At 32.6% G+C, this 14929-nt stretch carries 16 protein-coding genes; 13 read left to right on the top strand and 3 right to left on the bottom strand.

The features are described from left to right. Nucleotides 1–564: 564 nt before the first annotated feature. Both rnjA and LQ615_RS12765 read right to left on the bottom strand, forming a co-directional pair. Complete coding sequence (rnjA, locus tag LQ615_RS12770; RefSeq protein ID WP_064204124.1) at nt 565–2238, bottom strand: ribonuclease J1; 1674 nt, start codon at nt 2236–2238, stop codon at nt 565–567. Beyond that, nucleotides 2239–2451 (bottom strand): DNA-dependent RNA polymerase subunit epsilon, encoded by a 213-nt coding sequence (locus LQ615_RS12765; RefSeq protein ID WP_064204123.1) that lies wholly within the window; start codon nt 2449–2451, stop codon nt 2239–2241. 232 nt (nt 2452–2683) lie between these two features. Here LQ615_RS12765 and LQ615_RS12760 point away from each other — a divergent pair, with 232 nt between their 5' ends. Further along, a complete protein-coding gene (locus LQ615_RS12760) occupies nt 2684–3463 on the top strand; it encodes a Cof-type HAD-IIB family hydrolase (RefSeq protein ID WP_064204122.1) in 780 nt (259 codons plus the stop codon). Between the two features lie 12 nt (nt 3464–3475). Continuing rightward, nucleotides 3476–3748 (top strand): hypothetical protein, encoded by a 273-nt coding sequence (locus tag LQ615_RS12755; protein ID WP_239704147.1) that lies wholly within the window; start codon nt 3476–3478, stop codon nt 3746–3748. 75 nt (nt 3749–3823) lie between these two features. Here the strand turns inward: LQ615_RS12755 and def are convergent, their stop codons facing one another. Continuing rightward, complete coding sequence (gene def / locus LQ615_RS12750; RefSeq protein WP_064204134.1) at nt 3824–4378, bottom strand: peptide deformylase; 555 nt, start codon at nt 4376–4378, stop codon at nt 3824–3826. 120 nt (nt 4379–4498) lie between these two features. Here def and LQ615_RS12745 point away from each other — a divergent pair, with 120 nt between their 5' ends. The 11 genes from LQ615_RS12745 (at nt 4499) to LQ615_RS12695 (ending at nt 14912) form a co-directional block, all read left to right on the top strand. Further along, nucleotides 4499–5131, top strand: a complete 633-nt coding sequence (locus LQ615_RS12745; protein WP_064204120.1) for a YkyA family protein — start codon at nt 4499–4501, stop codon at nt 5129–5131. A gap of 163 nt (nt 5132–5294) precedes the next feature. Next, nucleotides 5295–6407: a pyruvate dehydrogenase (acetyl-transferring) E1 component subunit alpha gene (pdhA, locus tag LQ615_RS12740; RefSeq protein ID WP_064204119.1), complete on the top strand. Its 1113-nt coding sequence runs from the start codon at nt 5295–5297 to the stop codon at nt 6405–6407. Between the two features lie 3 nt (nt 6408–6410). Beyond that, complete coding sequence (locus tag LQ615_RS12735) at nt 6411–7388, top strand: alpha-ketoacid dehydrogenase subunit beta (protein WP_064211626.1); 978 nt, start codon at nt 6411–6413, stop codon at nt 7386–7388. Nucleotides 7389–7430: 42 nt separating this feature from the next. Beyond that, on the top strand, nt 7431–8717 hold the full coding sequence (locus tag LQ615_RS12730) for a dihydrolipoamide acetyltransferase family protein (RefSeq protein ID WP_239704148.1): 1287 nt from the start codon (nt 7431–7433) through the stop codon (nt 8715–8717). A gap of 2 nt (nt 8718–8719) precedes the next feature. Beyond that, complete coding sequence (gene lpdA / locus LQ615_RS12725; protein ID WP_064204116.1) at nt 8720–10126, top strand: dihydrolipoyl dehydrogenase; 1407 nt, start codon at nt 8720–8722, stop codon at nt 10124–10126. Between the two features lie 65 nt (nt 10127–10191). Next, a complete protein-coding gene (locus LQ615_RS12720; RefSeq protein WP_064211628.1) occupies nt 10192–10464 on the top strand; it encodes a UPF0223 family protein in 273 nt (90 codons plus the stop codon). A gap of 115 nt (nt 10465–10579) precedes the next feature. Then, nucleotides 10580–11122 carry a helix-turn-helix domain-containing protein gene (locus LQ615_RS12715; protein WP_064204114.1) on the top strand — a complete coding sequence of 181 codons (543 nt, stop codon included), beginning with the start codon at nt 10580–10582 and terminating at the stop codon, nt 11120–11122. Between the two features lie 11 nt (nt 11123–11133). Further along, nucleotides 11134–12231, top strand: a complete 1098-nt coding sequence (locus LQ615_RS12710) for an ABC transporter ATP-binding protein (RefSeq protein WP_064204113.1) — start codon at nt 11134–11136, stop codon at nt 12229–12231. After that, on the top strand, nt 12224–13027 hold the full coding sequence (locus tag LQ615_RS12705) for an ABC transporter permease (RefSeq protein ID WP_064204112.1): 804 nt from the start codon (nt 12224–12226) through the stop codon (nt 13025–13027). The genes LQ615_RS12710 and LQ615_RS12705 overlap by 8 nt, the downstream gene beginning before the upstream one ends. Nucleotides 13028–13029: 2 nt before the next feature. Further along, a complete protein-coding gene (locus LQ615_RS12700) occupies nt 13030–13842 on the top strand; it encodes an ABC transporter permease (protein WP_239704149.1) in 813 nt (270 codons plus the stop codon). Further along, nucleotides 13839–14912, top strand: a complete 1074-nt coding sequence (locus LQ615_RS12695; RefSeq protein ID WP_239704150.1) for an ABC transporter substrate-binding protein — start codon at nt 13839–13841, stop codon at nt 14910–14912. Before LQ615_RS12700 ends, LQ615_RS12695 begins: the two co-directional genes overlap by 4 nt. Nucleotides 14913–14929: the final 17 nt, after the last annotated feature.

Below are 14929 nucleotides of genomic sequence, written 5' to 3'. Positions count from 1 at the left end.
TACTTATTTTTGAAAAATAAGTAGAGATTAACAAAATGAATCTGCTAAAAATCAAACAGATTTATTTTGTTAATACATTCTAAAAAACCAAAGGTTGATTACTTCTAAAGATATTACACATAAATATGGACTTGACTATATTATTCAGTGTTTTAATATAATTTTATCCTAAATACATAAGGTATGCCGCTCTAACGTGCAAGAAATTTGAGACAAGCTCGTTACATTTTCTAACGAGCTAGTGATTATAAACAAGCACGTTAGCTCGATATTATTCAGTGTTTTAATATAATTTTATCCTAAATACATAAGGTATGCCGCTCTAAAGTGCAAGAAATAAGAAACAAGCCTGTTACAATTTCTAACGACCTAGTGAATCTAAACAAGCCCGTTAGCGCGATATTTTCTATGATTTAATTTTATGTACTCAAATCTTTGTTAGTTATAACAAAAATAGGAGACTATACACTTTTTAAAACGAAATAAACAAACACCCCAACCCGAAAGAGAAATCAACGGATTGGGGTGTTTGAATTGAGAAAAGGGGTTATATCCTATTCTCTATTATTTGATTTTCATAATGATTGGTAAAATCATTGGTTTACGAGCAGTTTTTTCGTATAAATACGGTTGTAACGCTTCTGTTATTGTTGCTTTAACATGATGCCATTCAACTTTATCATTATTATTTAATTTCTCAATTACTGACTTTTTAATTAATCGTTGTGCATCATAAATTAAATGACCAGATTCTCTCATGTATACAAAACCACGAGATATAATATCAGGACCAGAAAGCAATTGCTTTGTCTTAAAGTCAATGCTTACAACTACAATTACTAAACCTTCTTCTGATAATACTTTACGGTCTTTTATAACAACGTTGCCTATATCTCCAATTCCACTTCCATCTACGAACACACTTCCAGAAGGTATGCGTCCTGCGTATCGTGCAGAATCTTTCGTAAGTGCTAATACATCACCGATTTCATATACAAATATATTATCAGGATCAACGCCACAGTTAACACCTGTTTCACTGTGTTTCTTAAGCATTCTATATTCACCATGAATCGGCATGAAATATTTCGGCTTAATTAAACGAAGCATTAATTTTTGTTCATCTTGAGAACCGTGTCCAGATGTATGAATATTCGACAACTTACCATGGATAACATCTGCTCCAGCTTTATAAAGCGCGTTTATTGTTCTGTTAACACTCTTTGTATTACCTGGAATAGGGGAAGAACTAAATACTACTGTATCATCAGGTATAATACTAATTTGTCTATGTGTGCCATTAGCTATTCTAGATAAAGCAGCCATTGGTTCACCTTGAGAACCTGTACATAAAATTAATATTTCATGCTTAGGCACAGTATTGATTTTATTAGGTTCAATAAATGTTTCAGGTGGTACTTTAATATATCCTAAATCAGTACCAATTTTAATGTTGTTCTCCATTGAACGACCGAATACTACAATTTTACGATTGTATTTAACGGCTGCTTCAACAGCTTGTTGTACACGATATATATTTGATGCGAAAGTCGCAAAAATAATTCTTCCTGTACATTTACGGAAAATCTCATCTACATTTTGTCCAACTTCTTTTTCACTTAGTGTAAAGTTAGGAACTTCAGAGTTAGTAGAATCCGAAAGCAAACAAAGTACGCCTTCTTCACCTAATTGAGCCATTTTAGCAATATTTGCTGGTTGTCCAACAGGTGTGAAATCAAATTTGAAGTCACCAGTATGAACAATTTTACCTTGAGGTGTATCGGCTATAATACCGTATGCTTCAGGTATACTATGTGTTGTTAAATAAAATGAGATTTTAAAGTGTTTAAATTCAAACACAGAGTCTTCAGTTATTTCATTGAGTTGTGCAGTTTTTAGTAAATGATGTTCTTCTAATTTATTTCTAATTAAACCTAAAGCTAATGGACCACTGTATATGGGAACATTAAATTGTTTAAGTAGATAAGGGACGCCACCAATATGGTCTTCGTGTCCATGTGTAATGAATAAAGCTTTTACTTTATGTTTGTTTTGTATTAAGTAAGTATAATCAGGTATCACGTAATCGATACCAAGCAAATCGTCATCTGGGAACTTAATACCAGCGTCTATTACGATTATTTCATCTTGATATTCGAGGGCGTACGTGTTTTTACCTATTTCACCGAGTCCTCCCAGTGCATATACACCTACTTCATTTTTTTGGATGGGTTTCATTTAGATTTTCTCCACATTAAAATGTTCTGATTTTTGTTCATAATCTAAATGAGCGCCCTCTAATTTTTGGACAAATTCGATATTATAATTACGATCTGATAAATAACGTCTCACTTGTTCTTCTGTTTGTCCTTCGAAATACTTAGTTTGTGTACTTTCACGTACAATAACTTCACTTTTGTCTTCTTGATAAAATACTTTAAATATTGCCATATATATAATCCTCCTAGTTGATTAACATAAATAAAGCCCTAGTTTAAGGCTAGGGTTAGTCAATTTTTGAAATTTGAGTCCCGTTCATTTTGAGAGGTATTTAAATTAAATATATAAATACCTTTTTAATAAGTTCATTTTACATGATAATTAGATATAAATAAAGTTATTTAACTAAATCTTTCATATATACTCAGAATGGACTAGAATAGAACGGAGGAGGCGATGATAGTTGGAAAAGAAATTAATATTTCTAGATATAGATGGTACAATTTATGATGAAAATAAAGAAATACCTCAATCAACAATAACCGCAATAAAAAAATTAAAAGAAAAAGGTCACATAGTTGGAATTGCTACCGGACGCGCACCTTACATGTTTAAGCACGTAATTGAAGAAACTGATATTCAAACCTTTGTTTCATTAAATGGACAAATTGTTGTTCATGATGGAGAAGTAATAGGTAAATATCCATTGAATAAGGAAGAATTAACACAAATCGTTGAAAAAGCACACAAAAATAATCATCCTTTAGTTTTCTTTGGAGACACAAACGTATACGCAAGTGAAGAAAACAATCTTCATATTTCAGAAAGCTTAGGCACTTTGAAAATGGATTATCCACAATATCACAATACATATTATTTAGATCATCCAGTATATCAAGCGCTTATATTCCATACTGCTGATGAAGATTATAAATATGATAACCAATTTGAATCTTTAAAGTTTTATAGATGGCATACTTTAAGCAGAGACGTTGTACCTAACAATCGTTCTAAAGCAGAAGGCATTAAAGAGTTGAGTAAAGAGTTAGGATTTTCATTAAATGAAGTCGTAGCGTTTGGCGATGGACCGAACGATGTTGAAATGTTAACTGAAGTTGGTTGTGGAGTAGCTATGGGAAATGCTGTAGACGCTTTAAAAGAAGTTTGTGATTATGAAACTAAAAGTGTAGACGAGAATGGCATATACGATGCATGTGTGAAATTAGGATTGATAGATGAATAGGAAGTGAATGTTATGGATAAAGTTGAACGTATTATAAAAACTGTAAAAGCTGAAAAAAATAGATCAGATAAACATTTTAAAGGTATTGAATTTAATATTCGCCAAAATGAAGTTGTTATGATTTATAATTATGATGAAACAGTAAATAATGTAAAACAAGATCCACACTACATTCGACATAATAAAGATCCAGAGTGGTTGAATCTAGATGAATTAGAATTAATTCAAAAATCATTAAAAGAAGAAAATATTAAATTTATAGAACGTAGAGATGAATTTATGTAACTATAATTTAAAACTTAAAACTATGAAAAAGAGTCTGGGGCATAAATAATTGTCCCAGACTCTCTTTTTGTATTGTTAATTAATTTCTACAGCATCGTCTACCACTTTAAATGGATCTTCTTCATTAATATAGTCATAGAACATTATGCCATTCAAATGGTCAATTTCATGTTGTAGGACAATTGCTGGATATCCTTTAAACCTTTTTTTGAATGGATTGCCTTCAATATCAAAAGCTTCTATCGTCACTTTAAAGTTTCTGTGCACTAATCCTGGTATAGATTCGTCAACACTTAAACAACCTTCACCGCCGTTTAAATATGCTTTTTGAACACTATGGCTCACAATTTTAGGGTTAATGAGTTGAAGTTCAAGTTTATTTCCTTTTCCATCATCTTGGATATAAACGGCTAACATTTTTTTAGAAACATTTATTTGAGGAGCTGCAAGACCAACTCCAGAGCGAAGTCCATATTTTTTTGCTAGTTCTTCATCTTGAGAATTTTTAAGGAATTCTAACATTTCGTTTAAAGTTTCTTGATCCTCTTTAGATACAGGTATTGCTACTTCATCGGCTTTTTTTCTAAGTGTTTCGTGGCCGTCACGTATAATATTTTCCATAGTTATCATTTTCATGCACCTTCCTCATATAAAATATATCAAAAATTCATCGTATTTACATCTAATATTAATTGTATAAATAAAAAAAACAGAGTAACATAAACATAGATTAGTAAGGAGGAAATACATATGATTGGCAAGAAAATCGGCGCATTAACTTTAACAGCCACTATGTTATTAACAGCTTGTGGTCAATCAACAGATTCATTAGAATCATTTTATAAAAAAATAGAAAAAGCAAATAAAAAAGAGAAGGTCATCGTAGATTTAAATGAAGAAATGACAAAAGCAGAAAAAGAAAAAGTAGCTAAAATTGAAAAATTAAATAAAGCTAAAGGTGATGAATTTAAGTCTATTGCTGAAGAAATTACAAAAAGCGTTGATGATCGTGAAGCGATAATCGATAAAGAAGATAAAGCAATGAAAGATTCAAAAGAGATATTTGAAACATCCGAAAAAGACTATAAAGCGATAGAAGACGATGAACAGATAAAAGAAGCTAAAGATTTAAAAAATATCTTAGATAAAAAATATAAAACACATGAAGAAGTAATAAAAGGATATAAAGGTGTTCTAAAAGCAGAAAAAGAATTATTCGGTTATTTATCGAAAGATAAAGCAACACAACAAGGTGCAGATGAACGTTCGGAAAAATTAACTGAAGAAAATAAAAAAACAGAAAAAGTTGTTACAGATTATCAAAATCAATTAAAAAAAGTTCAACAAGAAAAACAAGATGTAGCACAGATTTTAAATAATTGATATGTATTAGTACAGTTGTTATGATGTTGTAATACAGACATATAAAAGCCTTGAATCAAAGGCTTTTTATTATGTAAGTATTTTTTATTTAACAGTAAAACAGTTTTGTGTTAAACTAATTAAGAAATGATTATTTAATATAGGGAAAGGTATGGTGAATTGAATGGCTCCGAGAAAAAAAGCCCAATTCGATGCAGTAGCGACTTTAAATGAAATAGAGTCTAAGTTTGAAATGGTTCAAGTTTTAGATGAAGAAGGAAATGTCGTAAATAATGACTTATTACCGGACTTATCTGACGAAGAACTAGTTGAATTAATGGAAAGAATGGTATGGACTCGTGTCCTTGACCAACGTTCTATTTCTTTAAATAGACAAGGTCGTTTAGGTTTCTATGCACCAACAGCAGGACAAGAAGCTTCTCAATTAGCTTCACATTATGCATTAGAGAAAGAAGACTATGTACTTCCAGGTTACCGTGATGTACCTCAATTAATCTGGCATGGTTTACCATTAACTAAAGCGTTCTTATTCTCACGTGGACACTTTATTGGTAACCAATTCCCAGAAGGTGTGAACGCATTAAGTCCACAAATCATCATCGGTGCTCAGTTTATTCAAACAGCTGGTGTTGCATTAGGTCTTAAAAAACGCGGGAAGAAAAATGTAGCAATCACATATACTGGTGACGGTGGTTCATCACAAGGTGACTTCTATGAAGGTATTAACTTCGCATCTGCTTATAAAGCACCTGCTATCTTTGTAATTCAAAATAACAACTACGCGATTTCAACTCCACGTGATAAACAAACAGCAGCTAAGACATTAGCTCAAAAATCAGTGTCAGTTGGTATTCCAGGCGTATTAGTAGACGGAATGGATGCTTTAGCAGTTTATGCAATCACTAAAGAAGCGCGTGAACGTGCTGTTAACGGTGAAGGTCCAACATTAATCGAAACATTAACTTATCGTTATGGTCCACATACAATGGCTGGTGACGATCCAACACGTTACAGAACATCTGATGAAGATTCAGATTGGGAAAAGAAAGATCCATTAGTACGTTTCAGAAAATATCTTGAAGCTAAAAACTTATGGTCTGAAGAAAAAGAAAACGAAGTAATGGAAAAAGCAAAAGAAGAAATTAAAACAGCTATTAAAGAGGCAGATAATACGCCTAAACAAAAAGTTACTGATTTAATGGAAATTATGTACGATGAAATGCCTCAAAACTTGGCTGAACAATATGAAATTTACAAAGAGAAGGAGTCGAAGTAAGTCATGGCACAAATGACAATGATTCAAGCGATTAACAATGCGCTTCAAAACGAATTAAAAAGAGACGAAGATGTTTTATTATTCGGTGAAGACGTTGGTGTAAACGGCGGTGTATTCCGTGCTACAGAAGGTTTACAAAAAGAATTCGGCGAAGATCGTGTATTTGATACACCACTAGCAGAATCAGGTATTGGTGGTTTAGCTTTAGGTTTAACGCTTGAAGGTTACCGTCCTGTCATGGAAATCCAATTCTTTGGTTTCGTATTTGAGGTTATGGACTCAATCGCTGGACAAATTGCACGTCACCGTTTCCGTTCAGGTGATTCAAAAGCTGCACCTGTAACTATCCGCGCGCCATTCGGTGGAGGTGTTCACACTCCAGAATTACACGCAGATAACTTAGAAGGTTTAATGGCACAATCACCAGGTTTGAAAGTAATCATTCCTTCAAACCCATATGATGCTAAAGGATTATTAATTTCAGCTATTCGTAGTGACGACCCTGTCGTTTACTTAGAACACATGAAATTATATCGTTCATTCCGTGAAGAAGTACCTGAAGAAGAGTACGAAGTAGAAATCGGTAAAGCGAAAGTAAAACGTGAAGGTACAGATTTAACTATTGTTACTTACGGTGCAATGGTTCAAGAATCTCTTAAAGCAGCAGAAGATTTAGAAAAAGACGGTTATTCAGTAGAAGTAATCGACTTAATCACTGTTCAACCTATCGATGTTGAAACAATCGTAAAATCAGTTGAAAAAACTAACCGTGTTATCATCGTTCAAGAAGCTCAAAAACAAGCTGGCGTTGGTGCTACTGTAGTTGCTGAGATTTCTGAAAGAGCAGTTCTATCATTAGAGGCTCCAATTGCACGTGTAGCAGCTCCTGATACTATTTACCCATTCACACAAGCTGAAGGTGTTTGGTTACCAAACAAAAAAGATATCGTAGCACAAGCTAAAGAAACATTAGAATTTTAATTTGTACTAAAAATACAGATTTATATTTAGGAGGAAAAAATCTTGTCATTTGAATTTAAATTACCAGATATCGGTGAAGGTATCCACGAAGGTGAAATTGTAAAATGGTTTGTTAAAGCAGGCGACGAAATTCAAGAAGACGATGTATTATGTGAAGTTCAAAATGATAAATCAGTCGTAGAAATTCCATCACCTGTTTCAGGTAAAGTAGAAGAAGTTATGGTCGAAGAAGGAACTGTTTCTGTTGTTGGTGACACAATTGTTAAAATTGATGCTCCTGACGCTGAAGGTATTCAGTTCAAAGGTCATGATGACGACGAAGAACCTAAACAAGAAGAAAAAGCAGAAGAAACTAAAGAAGAATCTGCTCAAGAAAGTGAAAAATCTGAAGAAGTTGACGATTCTAAACGCGTAATCGCAATGCCTTCTGTTCGTAAATTTGCACGTGACAACGATGTAAATATTAAAGCAGTTTCAGGTTCAGGTAAAAATGGACGTATCTTAAAAGAAGATGTTGAAGCATACTTAAATGGCGAAAGCACTTCAGAACAAGGTACAACAGAAGAAGCTCAATCAGCTTCAACTGAAGATACTGCAACACAAACTGCACAAGTACCAGAAGCTGCTTACCCAGAAACTCGTGAGAAAATACCTGCTATGCGTAAAGCAATTGCAAAAGCAATGGTTAACTCTAAACAAACAGCTCCTCATGTAACATTAATGGATGAAATTGATGTACAAGAACTATGGGATCACCGTAAAAAATTCAAAGAAGTTGCTGCGGAACAAGGTACTAAATTAACATTCTTACCATACGTTGTTAAAGCATTAGTATCAGCGCTTAAGAAATACCCAGCATTAAATACTGAATTTGATGAAGAAAATGGTGAAATTGTTCATAAACATTACTATAATATAGGTATAGCTGCAGATACTGATCGCGGTTTATTAGTACCAGTAGTTAAAAATGCTGATCATAAATCAATGTTCCAAATTTCAGATGAAATTAACGAATTAGCTGTAAAAGCACGTGATGGTAAATTACAAGCTAATGAAATGAAAGGCGCAACTTGTACAATCAGTAATATCGGTTCAGCTGGTGGACAATGGTTCACTCCTGTAATCAATCACCCTGAAGTAGCGATTTTAGGTATTGGCCGTATAGCTCAAAAACCTATCGTTAAAGATGGAGAAATTGTTGCAGCACCTGTGTTATCATTATCATTAAGCTTTGACCACAGACAAATTGATGGTGCTACTGGTCAAAACGCAATGAACCATATTAAGAGATTATTAAATAATCCAGAATTATTATTAATGGAGGGGTAAAAATGGTAGTTGGAGATTTTCCTATTGAAACAGATACTATTGTAATTGGAGCAGGTCCTGGTGGTTACGTTGCAGCAATTCGTGCAGCGCAACTTGGACAAAAAGTAACAATCGTTGAAAAAGGCGAATTAGGTGGCGTTTGTTTAAACGTTGGTTGTATTCCATCTAAAGCTTTATTATCAGCGTCTCACCGTTTCCATAATGCACAACATTCAGAAGATATGGGTGTAATTGCAGAAAAAGTAGCATTAAACTTTGACAAAGTTCAAGAATTCAAAAACGGCGTAGTTAATAAATTAACTGGCGGAGTTGCTGGATTATTAAAAGGTAACAAAGTTGAAGTTGTAAAAGGTGAAGCATACTTCGTAGATGAAAATAACTTAAAAGTTATGACTGAAAAAGCTTCTCAAACTTATACTTTCAAAAATGCAATTATCGCAACAGGTTCTCGTCCAATTGAAATTCCTAATTTCAAATTTGGTGAACGTGTTATCGATTCAAGTGGTGCATTAGCGCTTAAAGATGTTCCTAAAAAATTAGTTGTAGTTGGTGGCGGATATATCGGTTCTGAACTTGGTACAGCTTTCGCTAACTTCGGTTCTGAAGTTACAATTCTTGAAGGTGCAAAAGACATCTTAGGCGGATTCGAAAAACAAATGACTCAAATCGTTAAAAAAGGTCTTAAAGCTAAAGGCGTTGATATCGTAACTGAAGCAATGGCTAAATCTGCTGAAGAGACTGATAATGGCGTGAAAGTTACGTATGAAGCTGGTGGAGAAACAAAAGAAATCGAAGCTGATTATGTATTAGTAACTGTAGGACGTCGTCCAAATACTGACGAATTAGGTCTAGAAGAATTAGGCTTGAAAATGAGTGATCGCGGACTAGTTGAAGTAGACGATCAAACTCGTACATCAGTTGAAAATATCTTTGCAATTGGTGACATCGTAGCTGGTCCTCCACTTGCTCATAAAGCAAGTTATGAAGCTAAAGTAGCTGCTGAAGCTATTTCTGGTGAAAAATCAGCTGTTGATTACTTAGGTATTCCAGCAGTATGTTTCACTGAGCCAGAACTAGCTACTGTAGGTCATACAGAAGCTAGTGCTAAAGAAGAAGGTTTAGAAGTTAAAGCTTCTAAATTCCCATTTGCTGCAAATGGCCGTGCTTTAGCACTAAACGAAACAAATGGATTTGTTAAGTTAGTAACATTAAAAGAAAATGGATTATTAGTAGGTGCTCAAGTAGCAGGTGCTAATGCTTCAGATGTTATTGCTGAACTTGGATTAGCAATAGAAAGTGGAATGACTGCAGAAGACATTTCATTAACTATTCATGCTCACCCAACATTAGGTGAAATTTCTATGGAAGCTGCGGAAGTAGCACTAGGTACGCCTGTCCATACTTTATAATATTTGACAATACTAAAGAATCACTGTTAACGCAGTGATTCTTTTTTTATAAGGAGATTAATAATATGGAATATAGTTATCCAATTGATGTTGATTGGTCACAAGAAGAAATATTGCAAGTCGTTGAATTTTTTAATCATATCGAAGATGCTTACGAATCAAGTGCTAATAGAGAATCATTTGAACAAGCATACAAAAACTTTAAGAAAGTTGTTCCTGGTAAAGCAGATGAAAACAACATGTATAAAGAATTCAAACAAGCGAGTGGCTATGATGGATACAAAGCAGTAAAAGCTTTAAAAGATAGTACTACTGAAACAAGTATCACAATTAAATAAATTTTCTCATCCCCCAAAAAAGTGTTGAAGTATAAAATAATTTCTGTTATTTTATTAAAGGTACTAAACTTATTGTTTAGTAAAAGTAAACATACAACTCTTTTTTGGGGGATTTATGAATATAGGAGAAAAACTTAAAAATTTAAGATATCAAAAGAACTTAACTCAAGAAGAATTAGGTGAAAGAACAGATTTATCAAAGGGATATATCTCACAATTAGAAAGAAATTTATCATCGCCATCTATGGAAACTTTTTTAAATATATTAGATGTATTAGGTGTTGAACCAAGCGAGTTTTTCAATGAAAAGCTATATCAAGCTCGTATACATTATCCCGCAAAAGAGCAAACTTTATATGACGAATATGATGAAGGATACAAAATTAATTGGTTAGTCCCAGATTCCAATGAATTTGAAATGGAACCAGTCATTATAACGCTTAAAGGTGGGTGTCGATATAAATCATTCTCACCATCTTCGTCAGAAACTTTTGCTTATGTTAAAAAGGGTACCATTACTTTGAAAATTGGGAAAAGAAAATATAAAGCTAAAAAAGGTGAATGTTTTTACTTTAAAGCTCATGAAGTTCATCAATTTTTCAATGAAACTGAGAAAGATGCTGAAGTACTAATTGTGGCTACAGAATCTTATTTATAGGAGGGGAAACAATGTCAAAATCAATTATCAAGTTTGAAAACATCTATAAAAATTTTAATAATACCCATGTATTAAACGATGTTAGTTTTGAAATAGAAGAAGGTAGGTTTTACACGCTATTAGGCCCTTCAGGTTGTGGCAAAACAACTATTTTAAAACTTATTGCTGGATTTGAAACACCGACAAGTGGAAACATATATTTTAATGATAAAATCATTAATCAAATTCCTGCAAATAATAGAAAAGTAAATACAGTATTTCAAGATTACGCATTGTTTCCTCATTTAAATGTTTTTGAAAATGTAGCTTTTGGATTAAAAATAAAAAAATTAAACAAAAAAGATATACAACATAAAGTGATAGAAGCATTGAAATTAGTGAAACTAGAAGGATATGAACAAAGAAAAATATCAGAAATGAGTGGCGGACAAAAACAACGTGTAGCAATTGCTCGCGCTATAGCAAATGAACCTGAAATTATATTGTTAGATGAACCTTTATCTGCATTAGATTTAAAACTGCGTACCGAAATGCAATATGAATTGCGTGAATTACAGCAAAGGCTAGGTATTACATTTATATTTGTAACGCATGATCAAGAAGAAGCTTTAGCAATGAGCGATTATATTTTTGTAATGAAAGATGGAAAGATTGAACAAAGTGGCACACCAGTTGATATATACGATGAACCGGTAAATAAATTCGTAGCAGATTTCATCGGTGAATCTAATATCGTAAGTGGCATCATGAAACGAGATTATGAAGTAGAAATGTATGGTATTACCTATGAATGTGTAGATGCTGGATTTGAGCCAGATGCTAAAGTAGATGTCGTAATACGCCCAGAAGACATAAGCATCAAATCTCCAAGTGAAGGTAGAGTATCTGCAGTAGTAGACTCACAGCTATTTAGAGGCGTGCATTATGAAATTTGTTGCTATGATGAACAAGGTAACGAATGGATTATACAAACGACTAAAAAGGCAGTAATCGGTGAAACAGTAGGATTAGATTTTGATTCTGAATCTATTCATATAATGCTACCTGGTGAAACAGAAGAAGAATTTGATCGTCGGATAGAAAGCTACGAGGATGATGTTCATGCATAAAATAAAATCATTTTTACTCGTACCTTATATGATTTGGATTATTTTATTTATCATCGTTCCAATTGCCATGATATTTTATGCTTCTTTACTCGATATTCATGGCCATTTTTCATTAGAGAATTATACGAATTTCTTTACAAGTAGCTATTTAAAAATGACTTTAAGTTCAGTATGGTATGCTATTTTGATTACATTCTTTTGTTTGTTAGTGAGCTATCCGTTAGCGTTAGCTTTAAAAAGTGCTAGACATAAAGAAATATTATTATTGCTTATCATTTTACCAACATGGATTAATCTATTATTAAAAACATATGCTTTTATCGGTATTTTTAGCCATGATGGATTATTAAATAAAATGTTGAATATATTTCATGTACCTTCTACTGATTTATTATTTACGAGCACAGCGTTTATTATTGTATCGGTATACATTTATATTCCATTTATGCTATTACCTATATTTAATGCTATGGAAGAAATACCAGAAAATCTAATTCAAGCTTCAAGAGATTTAGGTGCTAATCACATTACAACTTTTAGAAAGGTCATTATGCCTTTAACTTATGAAGGTGTTAAAACAGGCATACAAATCACATTTATTCCTGCACTTTCATTATTTATGATTACAAGATTAATTGCAGGTAATAAAGTAGTTAACCTTGGTACAGCAATTCAAGAACAATTTTTAGTTACTCAAAACTATGGGATGGGTTCTACAATTGCAGTGTTTTTAATATTGGCGATGGCTTTTATTTTAATTATTACGAAATCTAAATCAGAGAATAAGGAGGTATAGAAATGAAATTATCAGGGAAAATCTATTTCACAATTATTATGATTTTTCTATACTTACCTATTTTCTTTTTAATTTTTTATTCTTTTAATAGTGCAGGGAATATGACACATTTTAAAGGTTTTACATTTAATCACTATACTTCAGTATTTCAAAATAAACGGTTACTTGTAATTATAGTTAACACGATAGCTGTAGCATTACTTGCAGCAAGTATTTCTACTTTGATTGGAATTTGCGGTGCTATCGGTATTTATTATATGAGAAACAAGAAACTTGAAGTGGGGTTATTAACATTAAATAATATCCTTATGGTAAGTTCAGACGTTGTTATTGGTTCTTCTTTCTTATTATTATTTACAGTTATTGGTCATTTTACTGGTATGGGGTTAGGCTTTTGGTCGGTGTTAATATCGCATATCGCATTTTGTGTACCAATTGTTGTATTACTTGTTCTACCTAAACTATATGATATGAATCCATCCATGATTAACGCTGCCAAAGACTTAGGTGCAACATCTTGGCAAACACTTATAAAAGTAATTATTCCTCATATATTACCAGGGGCAATAGGTGGATTCTTTATGGCATTAACATATTCATTAGATGACTTTACAGTGAGTTTCTTTGTAACTGGAAGCGGCTTTAGTGTATTATCAGTCGAAGTTTATTCTATGGCGAGAAAAGGTATTACGATGGAAATTAATGCGATTTCAACATTGTTGTTCTTATTAGTTATGTTTATCATAGTAGGTTATTACTTCATAAAAAGAAGTCAACAACAAAGGATAAGTAAAAAGGGAGGAATTATGAGATGAAACAATTAATGCAATTATTAGGCATCTCATTATTTGTTGGTGCACTATTAATCCTTTCAACAAAATTAATCGATCCTCCTCCTTCAAATGGCAAAAAAGATGTACTCTATGTATATAATTGGGGCGAGTATATAGATCCAGAACTAACTAAGAAATTTGAACAAGAAACAGGGATTAAAGTTGTTTATGAAACTTTTGATTCGAATGAAGCGATGATGGCTAAAATCAAAAACGGCGGTACTGCATACGATGTTGCTGTACCAAGTGAATATACTGTTCAAAAAATGAAAAAAGAACATTTATTATATCAAATTAATCATGAGAAAATTCCCAATATGAAAAATTTAGATAAAGATTTTATGGATTTACCATTTGACCTAGACAATAAATATTCTATCCCTTATTTTTGGGGAACTGTAGGTATACTGTATAATCCAGAAAAAACAAAAGGTTTAGATTTCACGAGTTGGGATACATTGTGGAACAAACGACTTAAAGATGATGTTTTAATTGTTGATGGCGCAAGAGAAGGTATTGGATTTGCGCTTAATAGTATGAATGAAAGCCTAAATGAAACCGATGAGAAAAAATTACAAAAAGCACAAGATAAATTGGTTCAATTAGCACCAAATGTTAGAGGTGTTGTTGGCGATGAAATCAACACCATGATGGGGCAAAATGAAACAGATGTTGCTGTAGTATGGAGCGGAATGGCTGCTGATATAATGAATAAAAATGAACAATTAGATTTTGTTGTACCTGAAGAAGGTTCCAATTTATGGTTTGATAACTTAGTTATTCCTAAAACAGCTCAAAATGTTGAAGGTGCTCATAAGTTTATTAACTTCTTGCTTGAAGAAGAAGTAGGTAAACAAAATGCTGAGTGGGTTGGTTATGCTACTCCAAATAAAGCATCTTATGAATTATTAGATAAAAATATTAGAGAAGATGAAAGATTTTATCCTGACTCTAAAGTAAGGAATAAATTAGAAGTTTATAAAGATTTAGGTAAAGAAAACATAGCAAAATACAACGAAGCATTTTTAAAATTCAAAATGTCATTAAATTAATATTTAAAAAGGTCTTT

Source organism: Mammaliicoccus sp. C-M13 (assembly GCF_022386845.1).
Lineage (GTDB): Bacteria > Bacillota > Bacilli > Staphylococcales > Staphylococcaceae > Mammaliicoccus > Mammaliicoccus lentus.
This window is presented reverse-complemented; position numbering and strand designations above follow the sequence as displayed.

What these genes read in the sequence shown, in the direction of transcription:
- rnjA (WP_064204124.1), bottom strand. Translation starts at nt 2,238, where the DNA reads ATGAAACCCATCCAAAAAAATGAAGTAGGTGTATATGCACTGGGAGGA.
- LQ615_RS12765 (WP_064204123.1), bottom strand. Translation starts at nt 2,451, where the DNA reads ATGGCAATATTTAAAGTATTTTATCAAGAAGACAAAAGTGAAGTTATT.
- LQ615_RS12755 (WP_239704147.1), top strand. Translation starts at nt 3,476, where the DNA reads ATGGATAAAGTTGAACGTATTATAAAAACTGTAAAAGCTGAAAAAAAT.
- def (WP_064204134.1), bottom strand. Translation starts at nt 4,378, where the DNA reads ATGATAACTATGGAAAATATTATACGTGACGGCCACGAAACACTTAGA.
- LQ615_RS12745 (WP_064204120.1), top strand. Translation starts at nt 4,499, where the DNA reads ATGATTGGCAAGAAAATCGGCGCATTAACTTTAACAGCCACTATGTTA.
- pdhA (WP_064204119.1), top strand. Translation starts at nt 5,295, where the DNA reads ATGGCTCCGAGAAAAAAAGCCCAATTCGATGCAGTAGCGACTTTAAAT.
- LQ615_RS12735 (WP_064211626.1), top strand. Translation starts at nt 6,411, where the DNA reads ATGGCACAAATGACAATGATTCAAGCGATTAACAATGCGCTTCAAAAC.
- lpdA (WP_064204116.1), top strand. Translation starts at nt 8,720, where the DNA reads ATGGTAGTTGGAGATTTTCCTATTGAAACAGATACTATTGTAATTGGA.
- LQ615_RS12720 (WP_064211628.1), top strand. Translation starts at nt 10,192, where the DNA reads ATGGAATATAGTTATCCAATTGATGTTGATTGGTCACAAGAAGAAATA.
- LQ615_RS12715 (WP_064204114.1), top strand. Translation starts at nt 10,580, where the DNA reads ATGAATATAGGAGAAAAACTTAAAAATTTAAGATATCAAAAGAACTTA.
- LQ615_RS12710 (WP_064204113.1), top strand. Translation starts at nt 11,134, where the DNA reads ATGTCAAAATCAATTATCAAGTTTGAAAACATCTATAAAAATTTTAAT.
- LQ615_RS12705 (WP_064204112.1), top strand. Translation starts at nt 12,224, where the DNA reads ATGCATAAAATAAAATCATTTTTACTCGTACCTTATATGATTTGGATT.
- LQ615_RS12700 (WP_239704149.1), top strand. Translation starts at nt 13,030, where the DNA reads ATGAAATTATCAGGGAAAATCTATTTCACAATTATTATGATTTTTCTA.
- LQ615_RS12695 (WP_239704150.1), top strand. Translation starts at nt 13,839, where the DNA reads ATGAAACAATTAATGCAATTATTAGGCATCTCATTATTTGTTGGTGCA.